Source organism: Piscibacillus halophilus (assembly GCF_900110685.1).
Taxonomy (GTDB): Bacteria; Bacillota; Bacilli; order Bacillales; family Alkalibacillaceae; genus Piscibacillus; species Piscibacillus halophilus.
Genome location: NZ_FOES01000053.1, coordinates 1 through 15,074, shown reverse-complemented (window position 1 = coordinate 15,074; position 15,074 = coordinate 1). Strand labels below are relative to the sequence as shown.

The 15,074-nt window shown below is 38.5% G+C and carries 12 protein-coding genes, 2 tRNA genes and 1 rRNA gene; 13 read left to right on the top strand and 2 right to left on the bottom strand.

The features are described from left to right. Positions 1-402 precede the first annotated feature (402 nt). A tRNA-Glu gene (locus tag BMY57_RS14575) sits at positions 403-474 on the bottom strand. Positions 475-486: 12 nt separating this feature from the next. Beyond that, positions 487-560: transfer RNA gene (locus BMY57_RS14570), tRNA-Met, on the bottom strand. 260 nt (positions 561-820) lie between these two features. Between BMY57_RS14570 and spoIIE the strand changes: the two genes are divergently transcribed. The 13 genes from spoIIE to BMY57_RS14505 form a co-directional block, all read left to right on the top strand. Next, a complete protein-coding gene (spoIIE, locus tag BMY57_RS14565; RefSeq protein WP_177176400.1) occupies positions 821-3,271 on the top strand; it encodes a stage II sporulation protein E in 2,451 nt (816 codons plus the stop codon). Between the two features lie 73 nt (positions 3,272-3,344). Then, positions 3,345-4,091 carry a vWA domain-containing protein gene (locus BMY57_RS14560; protein ID WP_091775873.1) on the top strand — a complete coding sequence of 249 codons (747 nt, stop codon included), beginning with the start codon at positions 3,345-3,347 and terminating at the stop codon, positions 4,089-4,091. Next, positions 4,057-4,977, top strand: a complete 921-nt coding sequence (prkT, locus tag BMY57_RS14555) for a serine/threonine protein kinase PrkT (protein ID WP_175615671.1) — start codon at positions 4,057-4,059, stop codon at positions 4,975-4,977. Before BMY57_RS14560 ends, prkT begins: the two co-directional genes overlap by 35 nt. Positions 4,978-5,060: 83 nt before the next feature. Beyond that, a complete protein-coding gene (tilS, locus tag BMY57_RS14550) occupies positions 5,061-6,413 on the top strand; it encodes a tRNA lysidine(34) synthetase TilS (protein ID WP_175615672.1) in 1,353 nt (450 codons plus the stop codon). 14 nt (positions 6,414-6,427) lie between these two features. Beyond that, a complete protein-coding gene (gene hpt, locus BMY57_RS14545) occupies positions 6,428-6,964 on the top strand; it encodes a hypoxanthine phosphoribosyltransferase (protein ID WP_091775864.1) in 537 nt (178 codons plus the stop codon). A 116-nt stretch (positions 6,965-7,080) separates the two neighbouring features. After that, entirely contained in the window at positions 7,081-9,102 is a 2,022-nt protein-coding gene (gene ftsH, locus BMY57_RS14540) for an ATP-dependent zinc metalloprotease FtsH (RefSeq protein WP_091775861.1), read from the top strand. 209 nt (positions 9,103-9,311) lie between these two features. Then, entirely contained in the window at positions 9,312-10,103 is a 792-nt protein-coding gene (locus tag BMY57_RS14535; RefSeq protein WP_091775859.1) for a type III pantothenate kinase, read from the top strand. Then, a complete protein-coding gene (gene hslO, locus BMY57_RS14530; RefSeq protein WP_091775856.1) occupies positions 10,096-10,965 on the top strand; it encodes an Hsp33 family molecular chaperone HslO in 870 nt (289 codons plus the stop codon). Before BMY57_RS14535 ends, hslO begins: the two co-directional genes overlap by 8 nt. A gap of 12 nt (positions 10,966-10,977) precedes the next feature. Continuing rightward, positions 10,978-11,814: a dihydropteroate synthase gene (gene folP / locus BMY57_RS14525; RefSeq protein WP_091775853.1), complete on the top strand. Its 837-nt coding sequence runs from the start codon at positions 10,978-10,980 to the stop codon at positions 11,812-11,814. Next, on the top strand, positions 11,807-12,178 hold the full coding sequence (gene folB, locus BMY57_RS14520; protein WP_091775850.1) for a dihydroneopterin aldolase: 372 nt from the start codon (positions 11,807-11,809) through the stop codon (positions 12,176-12,178). Before folP ends, folB begins: the two co-directional genes overlap by 8 nt. Then, positions 12,171-12,668: a 2-amino-4-hydroxy-6-hydroxymethyldihydropteridine diphosphokinase gene (gene folK / locus BMY57_RS14515; protein WP_091775847.1), complete on the top strand. Its 498-nt coding sequence runs from the start codon at positions 12,171-12,173 to the stop codon at positions 12,666-12,668. The genes folB and folK overlap by 8 nt, the downstream gene beginning before the upstream one ends. A 292-nt stretch (positions 12,669-12,960) precedes the next feature. Next, entirely contained in the window at positions 12,961-14,421 is a 1,461-nt protein-coding gene (gene lysS / locus BMY57_RS14510) for a lysine--tRNA ligase (RefSeq protein ID WP_175615677.1), read from the top strand. 464 nt (positions 14,422-14,885) lie between these two features. Next, positions 14,886-15,074: ribosomal RNA gene (locus BMY57_RS14505) — 16S ribosomal RNA — on the top strand; the annotation flags it as partial.

Here is a 15,074-nt window from a genome sequence, read left to right as displayed (position 1 = left end):
TCACCTTCAAAGGATTTAGTAATATTAAACTCTTCTAAACCAGGGATGGAAATGTTAGAATACATAGTACACGCAACTCCTTTGTTTTTTGTTTATTGGTCTAAACAAATTCTAACAAATTAGGAGCTTGCGTGTTTTTATTTTTGCAAATTTCTCTGAAATCCAGGTAGGCCTGACACTCCTACGGGTGAAGCGAGCCAGGCGAGACCCCACAGAACGTAACGTTAGTGGAGTTCGAGGAGGCTCGCGGATCGCCCGTGGAAAGGGAAGGCCTAACCTGGAAGTTACTCTTAAAGACTTATAGTGAATTATCAGAAAATAACCTTTACCCCAACAAATATTATAGAGCCTAAATCTCAAAACAAAACCCCGTTCTGATTTATTCAGAACGGGGTTTTTTAGTGACCCGTACGGGACTCGAACCCGTGTTACCGCCGTGAAAGGGCGGTGTCTTAACCGCTTGACCAACGGGCCTTATAAAAAGAGTGGCGGCGGAGGGGATCGAACCCCCGACCTCACGGGTATGAACCGTACGCTCTCGCCAGCTGAGCTACACCGCCAAATGTGGTCAATTAAGTATTTTTTTCAAACACAAAATTTATAGTACAACAGGTTTAAGACTGTGTCAACAATTTTTTTAATAACTTTTTATGATGTTACAACATTTTTCATAAACGACATATTTCAGAACCAATTTTTGTAGAAAAAATGAAAAAGGTTAGGCTTAATCGTCGAAAACTTTTTTGAAACCGTCATGGTATTTTGACAAAAAATTTAATAGATAATGTGGTTGAATCTATTTAAAGGGGTGGTCGTGAGTATGGCAATCTTATCAAAAGTAGGCACAGTTACGACGGAACAACCAAAATTCCATAAGCTAAGTCAAATCTATCAATCTACTAAGAATTTAGTAGCTCGTAAGTTGTTTGATCAAGGCTGGTTATTGTATATCATTGGCTTTTTTCTTGGAAGAGCCATTATCTTATCTTCTTTATCACCATTTGCACTAGCATTTTTAGCCACAACCATCATTACTAGAAAACAATCAGCTTTCTATGTGTTTCTATTTTTGTCCATCGGGGCGATATCGGTTAATCTCCCACAAACATTTTATATCATATCTTCTGGACTTATTTTAATGTTTATTTATAAGCTTTTCCTACAAAAAATGGCTAGAGTCACAGGTCCAGTGATTGCAGCGACACTTGTAAGTTCTGTTTTGGGAAGAGGATCTTATTATCTAATCGATGGAAATATTGTGATGTACGATGCGGCTATATTAGCGACTGAGGCCGTTCTGAGTGCTTTTTTAATTATGATTTTCTTACAATCGTTTCCGTATTTGTCTAATAAACGTCCAGCATTAAAAGTCAAAGTAGAGGAAATTATTTGCTTGGTGATTCTATCGACAGCTGTTTTAACTGGATTAGTCGGTTTATCTATTTCTGGAATTGGCTTAGAACAAGTTGGATCGAAGTATTTTGTTCTGTTAAGTGCTTTTATTGCGGGAGCAACCGTCGGATCTGCTATTGGGGTTATTGTCGGGTTAATGCTTAGTTTAGTCAGCACTTTTCACCTTTACCAAGTTAGCTTACTCGCATTGGCTGGACTTTTAGGTGGGTTACTGAAGGTGACAAATAAATACGGTGTCGTCGTTGGAATGTTTGTCGCAACGACTTTAATTGGTCTGTATCAAGTGGATATGATCTCCTTTCAACAATTATTAATTGAAGCAAGTATTGCGGCAGGTGTCTTTATCCTAACGCCGAAATCATTGATTAAGAAAGTAGCAGCTTTTGTTCCTGGGACTGAAGAGGAAAAAGAAGCCCAAGAACAATATGTAAAAAAGGTCAGAAATGCAACAGCTGAACGTGTCGAACGATTCTCGGAGATGTTTCAAGCGTTATCACATAGCTTTGCATACTACGATTTAGAACAAAAGAATGTTGAAGCACCTTCTGAGGTAGATGAATACTTAAGCCGAGTATCCGAAAAAACATGCCAAACTTGTATTAAAAAACATCAGTGTTGGGTGAATAACTTTGATCGTACTTATAACGTACTACACGATACGATGGAATCAATTGAAAATCACGATGTGTCTCAAATGAATCTGAATGTCGGTAAACTTAAAAACTTCTGTATTAAGCAAGATCAAATGGTTGATCAAATGAGATATGAATTATCATTCTATCAGGCGAATAAACGTCTAAAACAGCAAGTGAAAGAAAGTCGAAAGTTTGTTTCTGAACAGTTAAATGGTGTATCTGAGGTTATGAATAATTTTGCTAAAGAAATTCTTAAGGAAAGACAAGAACATGATTGGCATGAAGAAGAAGTTAAACGCATGATTCAGCAGTTAAACTTAAATTTAGACCGTCTCGAACTGTACTCCATCGATCAAGGGAATGTCGATATCGAAATGACGTTACACTTTAATGAATATCATGGAGAAGGCGAGAAATTAATCGCTCCGATTTTATCCGAATTATTTGGAGAATCGATTGTGGTAGAAAGTGAAGACCCGGTTGATGCAAGAAGCGGTTATCGGACATTTAACTTTGCATCGATTAAGCGATATCAACTGACAACAGGTGTCGCTCATGCAGCTAAAAACGGGAATTTCTTATCTGGAGACAGTTACGTCATGCTTGAATTAGGTAAAAGTCGTTATGCTGTTGCGATAAGTGATGGAATGGGCAATGGAGAACGTGCCTATTTAGAAAGCTCCGAGACCTTAAAGTTACTTAAACAAATTTTACAGTCGGGCATTAATGAACGAGTGGCCATTCAATCTATTAACTCTATTTTATCGTTAAGAACCTCTGATGAAATCTATGCCACTCTTGACTTAGCCATTATTGATCTACAAGAACCAAGAGCGAACTTCTTAAAAATTGGGGCTTCGATAAGTTACATTATTAGATCGGGTTCGGTATATCCTGTTGAAGGCAGTAATGTACCGATTGGCATATTAGACGAATTTGATGTCGAGCCAGTTAATGAATCACTTAAAGACGGAGACATCTTAGTCATGGTTAGCGATGGTCTTCTAGAAACGACACGATTAGAAGAAAACCGAGAAGTATGGCTTAAGCGAAAATTAAAAGATTTAGAAACAGATGACCCGCAAGAAATAGCAGATATTATTTTGGAAGAAGTCGTTCGTAGTAATCAAAATCAAATTTTAGATGACATGACTGTTCTCGTCACTCGAATTGAAAAGAGTAAACCTAAGTGGGCTTCATTTGCTTATCCTAAATCTGTTTAATTCTAAATCTACTAGTATATGACGCCTCAAAATCGTCAACAATGGATAAAAAGACGAAGGAGGCGCAACTAAAATGAAGACAGGAACGATACGTCAAATTCTATTAATTACAGATGGATGTTCGAATCAAGGAGAAGACCCAATCAAAGTAAGCTCGATGATTGCTCAAAAAGGAATTGCTGTAAATGTCATCGGTGTGCTTGATGATGATCAAACTGAAGAACCGGTCGGATTATCCGAGGTTAACGATATTGCGAATTCTGGAAATGGAATTAGTCGAATTGTCTATGCCGATGTATTATCAGAAACGGTTCAGACTGTCACTCGTCAAGCTATGACACAGACGATTCAAGGATTTGTTTCAAAAGAATTAAAACAAATTTTTGGAAAAGAAACGAATGAAGAAGATTTGCCACCTGAGACTAGAGGAGAAGTTCAACAGGTGGTTGAGGACTTAGGCGAGACCGTTGATCTTCAAGTTTTAATTCTGGTTGATACGAGCGCGAGTATGCAGCATAAAATGGAAGCTGTTAAAGATGCGATTGATGATTTTATCTTGAGTTTACAAGCAAGAGCGGGTAATCACTATTATTCTATTTTTCAATTCCCAGCTAGAAATCAAGTCGTGAAGGAATTACTGCCATGGACGAATGATGGTAAACGGGTGGCAAAAGTTTTTCCAAAACTAGCGGCTGGAGGTATTACCCCAACAGGAGCGGCGTTAAAACAAGCCGTAAGATCTTTCGAAGATGTTCCGTCTGCTGAGGAATGGAGGGACGATTCGGATGACATCATCGATTCATCCTACGGTTCGTCTTAATAAGCACCAACAGCTAAAAGGAATTTGGAATAAGCGGACCTATGTCATCATCCGCTTGATTGGAGAAGGTGCCCGCGGCTCCATTTACTTAGCTCTATTAGGAAATCGCTATGTGGCTTTAAAGATTAGTCAGGATTCTAGTGTCATAACAGCTGAAGTGAACGTCCTAAAGATGTTAAAGAAGGTCCAAGGTCAGCCACTTGGGCCTCTTTTATTGGATGTAGATGATGCGTATGTTTCACAAAGTTCTAAATTAGCTTTTTATGTCATGGAATATATAGATGGAGTCCCGCTTGGTCAATGGATTGAACGTGAAGGTTTATCCTGGATGTTTCCCATTAGCTTTCAATTATTAAGTCAGCTAAATCAATTACACCAGCTTGGTTACATATATGGCGATTTAAAACCAGATAATATCTTAATCGACAAACGGACAAAACACGCACGCTTAATTGATGTTGGAGGGGTTACAGCCTTTAATCGTTCGATTCGAGAGTACACAACGTGGTATGACCGAGGATATTGGAAAATGGGGGACCGAAGAGCTGAACCGACTTATGACCTTTTTGCTTATGCCGTCTGCTTGTTAAACATGGACCCACACGTCAAAATTCAAAAATCTAGTGAACGAGATATTTTAAAGTTATTGAATCAAGCGAAGTCCTTAAAGCCGATTCACCATGTCTTAAATCATGCATTTCACGGAAAGTATCAATCTGCCCTTGAAATGAAGAAAGATTTAGAACATATAAACGCACAGCAAATGAAAAAGCCTCAATCTAACTATAATACACCTTCGCCAAAATTGAATGTTTGGCCAGAAACAATCGGCATTTCATCCATCATCTTCATTCACGTTGCTCTTTTTTACTATTTTATTTTGTAAAATAAAGGTACATCAATTGAACTTTAAAAATATAAAGTGGTACGATGAAAGAATAGTAATTCTATGGAATGGTGTGCTGGAAAATGGAAACAAAAGTATTAGAATTTAATCGACAACATCAATTGTTTAAATATGGCGATACTTTGTTTCTAGCTGTTTCTGGAGGGCCTGATTCATTAGCGCTCCTCCATTTCTTTGCCTCCATTAAAACTTCATGGGATTTATCTTTAACAACCTTGACAGTAGATCATCAATTAAGGGGACAACAATCTTTAGATGACGTCAGGTTTGTCAAAGAAGAGTCTGAGAAGTTAGGTATACCGTGTCTAATTGGACAAGTGAATGTTAATGAATATAAAAGAGACCATCATGTAGGAACACAAGTAGCGGCTAGGGAGATGCGGTATCAATTTTTCCAAGAATCGATGAAAAATGTCCCCAATGGCAAATTGGTATTTGGTCATCATCAAGATGACTTATCTGAGTCGATGTTGATGCAATTTATAAAAGGGGTTCGACCCAATGGTATTCCTGTTAAAAGAGAACTTGGGTCCCAATGGTTAATAAGGCCTTTTTTATGTTTAAGAAAAGATGACATCTATCAATATGTAGAAAAACATCAATTGAAACCAAGGCTTGATCCATCTAATGAAGAAGATGATTATACTCGGAATCGAGTGAGACACCATGTGATGCCATCTTTAGAGAAAGAAAACCCCGGCCTTTCCAAAAGTCTTTTTCATTTACAGAAACAATTAAATGAAGAGGATGCTTTTTTACAAACATTAGCCGATCAACATTACCGTGAAATGGTCAAATTGGACCCTGAAAAAGTCACGTTTTCGATTCAAGAATATAAAGCCATTGCCTTACCTTTACAAAGGAGAATCTTTCATCTAATATTAAACTATCTTTATACAAATGAGATGATGGATAAAGATTATTTTGACACCTTTAATGAATGGTTAATTTCTGAACAACAAAATAGTCATTATCAAGTCAATGAAAATTTGGCATTTGTTAAAGCTTACGATGAATGTCAAATTAGAAAGGGTTCTAAATCTTATACAGGTTATGAACAACCTTTGTATTTAGATGAGAGTGTTCAGCTGCCGAATGGATGGGTAGCTAAAGCAACAAAAGTTGCACAAGTTAAAGAAAGAGGTACTCATGTATTTGTATGTGATGCATATCACATATCATTTCCACTAACGATTCGAACAAGAAAAAATGGAGACCGTATAAAACCAAAAGGAATGAATGGTCATAAGAAGGTAAAAGATATCTTTATTGACAATAAAATTCCTAAATACTTAAGAGATGAGTGGCCAATGGTTGAGGCCAACGGCGAGATTATATGGATACCATTTGTTTGTAAGAGTCATTTAGTGAAAGATAGCGGTCATAACTTAATTCAAATTACTTTTCATAAATGATTAGGGGGATCTCCATGCACGATGAGATTAAAGAAGTTTTAATATCTGAAGAAGAGATACAAAGTAAAACGAAGGACCTTGCTAAGGTTATTACTGAAAAATTTGACGGTCAATTTCCATTAGCAGTCGGGGTCTTAAAAGGCGCAATGCCGTTCATGAGTGATTTATTAAAACGAGTTGATACTCATATCGAAATGGATTTTATGGATGTATCTAGTTATGAAGGTGGAATGAGATCAACTGGAGAAGTTAAAATTATAAAGGACTTAAATACAAAAGTTAAAGGTCGCGATTTACTCATTATTGAAGATATTATTGATAGTGGCCTAACACTAAGTTATTTAGTGGATCTCTTCAAATACCGCCAAGCTAATTCAATTACGATTGTGACATTACTAGACAAACCATCTGGCCGACAATCGGATATTAAAGCTGACTTAGTTGGCTTTGAAGTTCCAGATGCATTCGTCGTAGGGTACGGGTTAGATTATCAAGAGAAATATCGTAACCTTCCTTATATCGGAGTATTAAAGCCAGAAATTTATTCATAAATTGAATTATAGTCCTTGTACGAATTGTCAGAGAAAGTTCACGTGTAAATAGTTGAGGCACACAAATTTATTATGGTAGTATAAGTTTAGTTTTGTCGCTTAGGAGGAGGTACGTAATGAACCGAGTGTTCCGAAATACATTCTTTTTCTTTGTTATATTTTTAGTGTTAATCGCTATCATCGGGATGTTAAATAACCCGAACCCTGATACGGAACAACTAAATTACAATGAATTTAGAGATGCTCTATCAAACGGTCAAATTGAAGAATTGACCTTACAATATACAAATCAAGCGTACGAAGCTCGAGGGGAAAAGGTAGGAGATGGAGGTTCATCTTCCTTTACTGCTGAACTCCCAGCGAACGAGCAGATTTTTGCTGAAATCGTTAGTACGGCAGAAGAGCAAGTAAACGAATTTGCAGTCGAACCAGCGGAAGAGCCTAGTGCTTGGGCACGCTTTTTCACGACGTTAATTCCGTTTATCATTCTATTTATTCTCTTCTTCTTCTTACTCGGTCAAATGCAAGGCGGCGGTGGCCGTATGATGAACTTCGGTAAGAGTAAGGCGAAGATGTATACAGAAGATAAAAAGAAAACGAAGTTCCCAGATGTGGCTGGGGCTGATGAAGAGAAGCAAGAACTTGTAGAAGTGGTGGACTTCTTAAAAGATCCACGTAAATTCTCTGAACTAGGGGCTAGAATTCCTAAAGGTATTTTACTTGTGGGGCCTCCTGGTACTGGTAAGACGTTACTTGCTAAAGCTGTTGCAGGTGAAGCGGGTGTACCATTCTTCTCAATCAGTGGTTCAGACTTCGTTGAGATGTTTGTGGGTGTCGGTGCGTCACGTGTTCGTGACTTATTCGAAAATGCGAAGAAAAACGCACCATGTATTGTCTTCATTGACGAGATTGATGCTGTTGGTCGTCAACGTGGAGCTGGTGTTGGTGGCGGTCATGATGAGCGTGAACAGACACTTAACCAGTTACTAGTTGAAATGGACGGTTTCGGGGTTAATGAAGGAATTATCATGATTGCCGCGACAAACCGACCAGATATCTTAGACCCTGCATTATTACGTCCTGGTCGTTTTGACCGTCAAATCACGGTTAATGCTCCTGATGTAAAAGGTCGTCAAGAAGTATTAGCGGTTCATGCTAAGAATAAACCATTAGATGAATCCGTTGATTTAAAAACAATTGCTATGCGTACTCCAGGTTTCTCTGGTGCAGACTTAGAGAACCTGTTAAACGAAGCTGCATTAGTGGCAGCGCGTGATGATGTTAATAAAATTTCAATGGTACACGTTGATGAAGCCATCGACCGTGTCATTGCCGGTCCAGCTAAGAAGAGTAAGGTTATTTCTGAAAAAGAGAAAAACATCGTTGCTTATCACGAAAGTGGTCACACCGTAATTGGTGTTGTACTCGATGAAGCTGACATGGTTCACAAAGTAACCATTGTCCCTCGTGGTCAAGCGGGTGGATATGCGGTTATGCTTCCTAAAGAAGACCGATACTTCCAGACAAAACCTGAATTACTCGATAAAATTACCGGTTTACTCGGTGGTCGTGTAGCTGAAGAAATTATCTTCGGTGAAGTGAGCACAGGTGCACACAACGACTTCCAGCGTGCGACAAGCATTGCGCGTCGCATGGTGACGGAGTTTGGTATGAGTGATAAGCTTGGGCCACTCCAATTTGGTAGTTCTGGTGGTCAAGTGTTCTTAGGTCGTGACATTCAAAACGACCCGAACTACAGTGATCAAATCGCTTATGAAATTGACCAAGAAATTCAGGCGATTATTAAATCTTGTTACGAACGAGCGAAAGAAATCTTAACAGAGCACAAATCGCAGTTAGAGTTAATTGCTAAAACGTTACTAGAAGTTGAAACGTTAGATGCAGCCGAGATTAATAGCTTGTTCCATAAAGGAATCTTACCTGAGAAGACAGAAAAAAATGAAGATGAAACATCTGCTACAACAGATGAAGCACCTCAAGTAACTGAGGAGCCTGAACCATCTAAGGAGTCTACTCTGGAAAATGAAAATCAAGATGTAAAAGTCAACATTCAGAAGAAGGAAGAAAAAGCTGACTCAGCAGACTCTTCAGATGATGACTCAAATCGAAAAGAATAATGCCTAAATGATACCCCTGCCAAATAATATTGGTGGGGGTTTTTATATTAATTAGGAGTATATATGAATGGTCGATTATGAGTTGTCAGTGTTGACTACTACTATAAAACTTTACAATCCACACCTAGAGTGATTTATGTTATGATTTACGTGGCAAACTATAATTTTTATGAATGGTTTTTTATTTTATATAGAAAAGGGCTGTCGACATGATTTTTGTTTTAGATGTGGGAAATACGAATACAGTATTAGGTGTCTTTGATCAAGGCACACTAAAATATCAATGGCGTATTGCGACAAATCGTCATAAAACAGAAGATGAATATGCCATGCAAGTCAAATCTTTGCTGCATCATAATGGGTTAACCTTTGAAGACTTTGATGGTGTTATTATTTCTTCTGTTGTACCGCCTATTATGTTTTCTTTACAAAAGATGTGTGAACGTTACTTCCATTTAGACCCACTTATAGTTGGCTCGAGTCAAGTGGATACTTGTCTTAAGATGGAATACCCAAATCCAAATGAAATTGGTGCGGACCGTATCGTTAACGCAGTTGGTGCGATTAAAGAATACGGAGCTCCTTTAGTCATTATCGACTTCGGTACAGCCACAACCTATTGTTATGTCAATGAGGATGAGGCTTATGAAGGTGGTGCGATCGCGCCAGGGATTTCAATTTCTACTGAAGCCTTATATGCTAAAGCAGCAAAGCTTCCTCGTATCGAAATAACTAGCCCTCAGGATGTTGTCGGTCAATCGACCGTTGAAGCTATGCAGTCTGGCATATATTTTGGTTATATTGGACAAGTTGATGAGGTCGTCAAAAGAATGAAGGCGAGAGCAAAATCAGAGCCTACCGTGGTTGCTACAGGAGGACTAGCTAAACTAATAGGTAAAGGATCAAAAACAATCGATTACGTCGATTCGGCTCTTACACTAAAAGGGCTATATGAAATATATTGTATTAATAAGGATGAGAAGGGTGAACAACATGAGTGATTATATGATTCGTGCAACGGCTTATAATGGTCAAGTTCGTGCTTTTGCTATTCGTTCTACGGACACAGTAGGTGAAGCGTGTAGAAGACAAGACACATGGCCAGCAGCTTCAGCAGCACTTGGTCGGACCATAACAATTTCTGCTATGATGGGTTCTATGTTAAAAGGTGACGATCAATTAACGGTTAAATTAGAAGGTGACGGCCCTATCGGTTATGTGATTGCAGATAGTAACGCCCATGGTGATGTTCGTGGTTATGTTAAAAACCCACACGTCAATTTCGATTTAAACGAACATGGTAAGCTAGACGTTCGCCGTGCAGTAGGTACGAACGGTACATTAAGTGTCGTGAAAGATTTAGGCATGAAAAATAACTTTACGGGTTCCGTACCGATTGTTTCAGGAGAAGTGAGTGAAGATTTTACTTATTATTTTGCTTCGTCTGAACAAGTTCCTTCAGCAGTAGGTGCAGGAGTCTTGGTTAATCCGGATTTATCGATCCTAGCTTCGGGTGGCTTTATCATTCAGATGATGCCTGAGGCGGATGATTTAACGATTAAAAAAGTCGAAAAACGTGTGTCAGACATTCGCCCGATTTCTACTCTTATTCGTGAAGGTTACACACCAGAAGATATTTTAAATGAATTTTTCAATGATACGGAGTGGAAGCTTCTATCTCAACAAGATGTTCAGTTTAAATGTAAGTGTTCAAAAGAACGCCTTGAAAATGCGATTGCGGGATTAGGTAATGAAGAAATTGATAAAATGATTGAAGAAGATGGTGGGGCTGAAGCGACATGTCAGTTCTGTCATGAACAATATCATTTTACAGTCAAAGAATTAGAACAATTAAAGCAGTAAGGCGGGTTAAGCATGCGTCAATTAGACATTAATGAAAATATGACCCTTCAATTCGATCAAGAAACGGTTGTAATGGGGATTTTAAATGTGACGCCGGATTCTTTTTCTGATGGGGGAAAATTCAATTCTACTTCAACCGCCATTAAGCATGCGGGGCAAATGGTCAACGATGGAGCGAAAATTATTGATATCGGTGGCGAGTCAACAAGGCCTGGTCATAAACCTGTAGAGGCTGATGAAGAAATTGGACGAGTCGTACCAGTTATTGAAGAGTTAACGAAGCATGTTCAAGTTCCTTTATCAATTGATACTTTTAAATCGAAAACAGCTGATGCAGCACTTAAAGCAGGTGCCCACATCATTAATGATGTTTGGGGTGCCAAACAAGATCCTGAAATCGCGGCTGTTGCTAAAGAATATAAAGCCCCTATTATTTTAATGCACAATCAAGGTGAACCAGAATACGACGATGTTATTGAAGATATGAAGAAAAGCTTATCAGAGAGTATTGAAATTGCCCAGCAGCACGGTGTAACGGATGATCAAATTATCCTAGATCCAGGTGTAGGTTTCGGAAAAACATTAGAACAAAACCTATTAGTCATGAGACGATTACACGAGTTGCGTACACTCGGCTACCCGATCTTGTTAGGGACGTCACGAAAATCGATGATTGGTAAAGCACTTGACCTACCAGTGGATGAGCGATTAGAGGGAACGATTGCCACCGTCTGTTACGGAATCCAGCAAGGATGTGAAATCGTTAGAGTCCATGATGTTAAGGAAGTTTCTCGAGCAGCAAAAATGATGGATTCGATGATGGGAAAAGGAGAACGGGTACATGGATAAAATTCTACTCAATCGAATGATGTTTTACGGATATCATGGGTTGTTCCCAGAGGAAAATAAACTGGGCCAACGATTTACAGTAGATGTAGAACTTATGGTGGATTTAAGACAAGCCGGGCAAACGGACGATATGAATGACAGTATGGATTATGGACAAGTTTATCAAGTGATTCAGCGCGTCGTTGAAGGTGAGGCGAAAAATTTGATTGAAACCGTCGCAGAAAAAATCGCCCAATCACTCTTTAATGCTTTTAATAAACTAGAAGCTGTTAAAGTTCATATTGATAAGCCGGGTCCTCCTATTCCAGGTTATTATGAATCAGCAGGTGTTGAAATATATAGGGAGCGCCAAGATTATGTCTAACGCATTTATAGCACTTGGAACCAATATTGAACCACGAGAAGAACATTTTAATCAAGCTATTGAAAGTTTGAAAACCTATTCAAGCATTCATATTGTTCAGATGTCTTCCATTTATGAAACAAAACCTGTCGGATACACTGAACAAGCAGATTTTTTAAATATGGTTGTTCAAGTTCAAACAGACTTTACGCCGTTTGAACTTTTAGATATTTGTCAACAGATCGAGCAGCAACTTGGAAGAAAGCGGACTATCCGTTTCGGTCCGCGTTCCATTGACTTGGATGTATTATTGTTTAATAATAATACGATAGATACAGAGACATTAACGATTCCACACCCAAGAATGCATGAACGGGCTTTTGTATTAATTCCACTCCAAGAGATCGAACCAAACTTAAAGTTTAAAGGTGCATCTCTTAAAGAATGGCTGAACCAGTTATCTAAGAAAGACGTTGAAGACGTTCGTATATATAAGAAGGCACAGCGTTAGGTAATCGGTGGCTGATTGACCTTAGGGGCCTTTATAATTAGTGAGCCACCTACATATGGAACGTAATACCCAAAGGTTGAACACACAACTTTAGAAATGGCTTGGTACTTGAAAGGCAAAAAAGGTAATGGTAAAGTTAGAAAACGTATTAATGAGTGTAAATCGAAAAAAATCAAATGAGATTTTAGATGAATATACCTAAGAACTAAAATTAGCGTCTAAAGCGTCATAGTTCATAGAAGAATTTTAATAATTTGAGGTGAGATAGGTGTCAGAAGAAATTAATGATCAAATGCAGACACGTATAGAAAAATTACGTGCCTTGCAGGATGCAGGAATTAATGTATTTGGCGATAAGTTTGAACGTACACATTTATCTGATGAACTAAAAGGGTCTTATGATCAGTACACAAAAGAAGAGTTAGAGGAAAAAGAATATCCTGTAACGATTGCTGGCCGTATTATGACAAAGCGAGGTAAAGGTAAAGCAGGATTTGCCCATATTCAAGATTTAGAAGGTCAAATTCAAATATATGTACGTAAAGACCGGATTGGCGAGGAAGCCTATGAAGTGTTCAAACAAGCTGACTTAGGGGATATTGTCGGGGTCAAAGGTGTTATGTTTAAAACAAAAGTAGGAGAACTTTCGGTTAAAGCGGATGAATTTGTGTTCTTAACTAAGTCACTTCGTCCATTACCGGAAAAATTCCATGGTCTAAAAGACGTTGAACAACGTTATCGTCAACGTTACCTAGACCTTATTACGAACTTAGAAAGTCGCGAGACATTTATTCTACGTAGTAAAATTATTCAGTCCATGCGTCGCTATCTTGACAACAAAGGCTTCTTAGAAGTTGAAACACCAATGATGCATGCGATTCCAGGTGGTGCATCAGCACGTCCATTTGTAACTCACCATAATGCGTTAGATATTCCATTATATATGCGTATTGCGATTGAGCTACACTTAAAGCGTTTAATCGTCGGTGGTTTAGAGAAAGTTTATGAAATCGGACGAGTATTCCGTAATGAAGGGGTATCGACTCGACATAACCCAGAGTTTACGATGATTGAGTTGTACGAAGCTTATGCTGATTACCATGACATCATGGACCTTACTGAAAATCTAGTCGCTCATATCGCAGAAGAAGTCTTAGGCACCACTAAAGTGCATTATGGAGATGTTGAAGTCGACTTAACTCCTCAATGGAAGAGATGGCATATGGTTGATGCTATTAAAGAAGTGACAGGTGTAGACTTCTGGGCGGAAATGACAGATGAAGAAGCACATGCCTTAGCTAAAGAGCATGGAGTAGAAGTAGACGAAAACATGACATATGGCCATATTGTTAATGAATTCTTTGAACAAAAAGTAGAAGATACGTTAGTACAACCTACATTTATATATGGTCATCCTGTAGCTATTTCTCCATTAGCTAAGAAAAACGAAGAAGATCCACGCTTTACAGATCGCTTTGAGTTATTTATCGTTGGACGTGAACATGCAAATGCATTCTCGGAATTAAATGATCCTATTGATCAACGTCAACGTTTTGAAGCACAAGTAAAAGAGCGTGAAGAAGGAAACGATGAAGCTCACTTAATGGATGAAGATTTCCTTGAAGCATTAGAGTATGGTTTGCCTCCAACTGGTGGGTTAGGAATTGGAATTGATCGTCTAGTCATGCTATTAACTAACTCCGCATCTATTCGTGATGTTCTATTATTCCCTCAAATGAGAAATCGTTCATAATGAATGTATAGAGATTGCTGCTTGTTGCAACCTAAGAATAGGGTTGTGGCAAGCAGTTTTTTATTGAGTTAATTGAGACAATAATAGGGAAGTAACAGGACGTAATCTGTTTAATTCCCTGTCATGATGGTCTTTTTCTAGGTTTAACGAGATGCGATAACTTTCAGAATAAACTTACTTTGAAAAAATACACAAAAAACTATTGTCATAGACTCAAAACCATGATAAATTATTAATCGTCGCGTTAAGGCAACGCGTCACACAAAACAATTTATAAAAACGGAGTAAAAAACTTATAAAAAGTTATTGACTTCCTGTTGAAAAGTTGTTATATTAATAAAGTCGCATTTTTGAGGCGACAGACATTTGAACCTTGAAAACTAAACAAAATAGCCTGTAGTCAATTTCTTATTTCTTTCTGGATTGGCGGAAGGAAATGAACGACATTAGCCAATCAAACTACTTTTATGGAGAGTTTGATCCTGGCTCAGGACGAACGCTGGCGGCGTGCCTAATACATGCAAGTCGAGCGCGGGAAGCAAACTGAATCCTTCGGGAGGACGTTTGTGGAACGAGCGGCGGACGGGTGAGTAACACGTGGGCAACCTGCCTGTAAGACTGGGATAACTCCGGGAAACCGGGGCTAATACCGG

Excerpts from the sequence above, each read along its gene's own strand:
- hpt (WP_091775864.1), top strand. The coding sequence starts at position 6,428 with ATGCACGATGAGATTAAAGAAGTTTTAATATCTGAAGAAGAGATACAA.
- folB (WP_091775850.1), top strand. The coding sequence starts at position 11,807 with ATGGATAAAATTCTACTCAATCGAATGATGTTTTACGGATATCATGGG.
- BMY57_RS14535 (WP_091775859.1), top strand. The coding sequence starts at position 9,312 with ATGATTTTTGTTTTAGATGTGGGAAATACGAATACAGTATTAGGTGTC.
- ftsH (WP_091775861.1), top strand. The coding sequence starts at position 7,081 with ATGAACCGAGTGTTCCGAAATACATTCTTTTTCTTTGTTATATTTTTA.
- folP (WP_091775853.1), top strand. The coding sequence starts at position 10,978 with ATGCGTCAATTAGACATTAATGAAAATATGACCCTTCAATTCGATCAA.
- spoIIE (WP_177176400.1), top strand. The coding sequence starts at position 821 with ATGGCAATCTTATCAAAAGTAGGCACAGTTACGACGGAACAACCAAAA.
- folK (WP_091775847.1), top strand. The coding sequence starts at position 12,171 with ATGTCTAACGCATTTATAGCACTTGGAACCAATATTGAACCACGAGAA.
- tilS (WP_175615672.1), top strand. The coding sequence starts at position 5,061 with ATGGAAACAAAAGTATTAGAATTTAATCGACAACATCAATTGTTTAAA.
- lysS (WP_175615677.1), top strand. The coding sequence starts at position 12,961 with ATGCAGACACGTATAGAAAAATTACGTGCCTTGCAGGATGCAGGAATT.
- BMY57_RS14560 (WP_091775873.1), top strand. The coding sequence starts at position 3,345 with ATGAAGACAGGAACGATACGTCAAATTCTATTAATTACAGATGGATGT.
- prkT (WP_175615671.1), top strand. The coding sequence starts at position 4,057 with ATGACATCATCGATTCATCCTACGGTTCGTCTTAATAAGCACCAACAG.
- hslO (WP_091775856.1), top strand. The coding sequence starts at position 10,096 with ATGAGTGATTATATGATTCGTGCAACGGCTTATAATGGTCAAGTTCGT.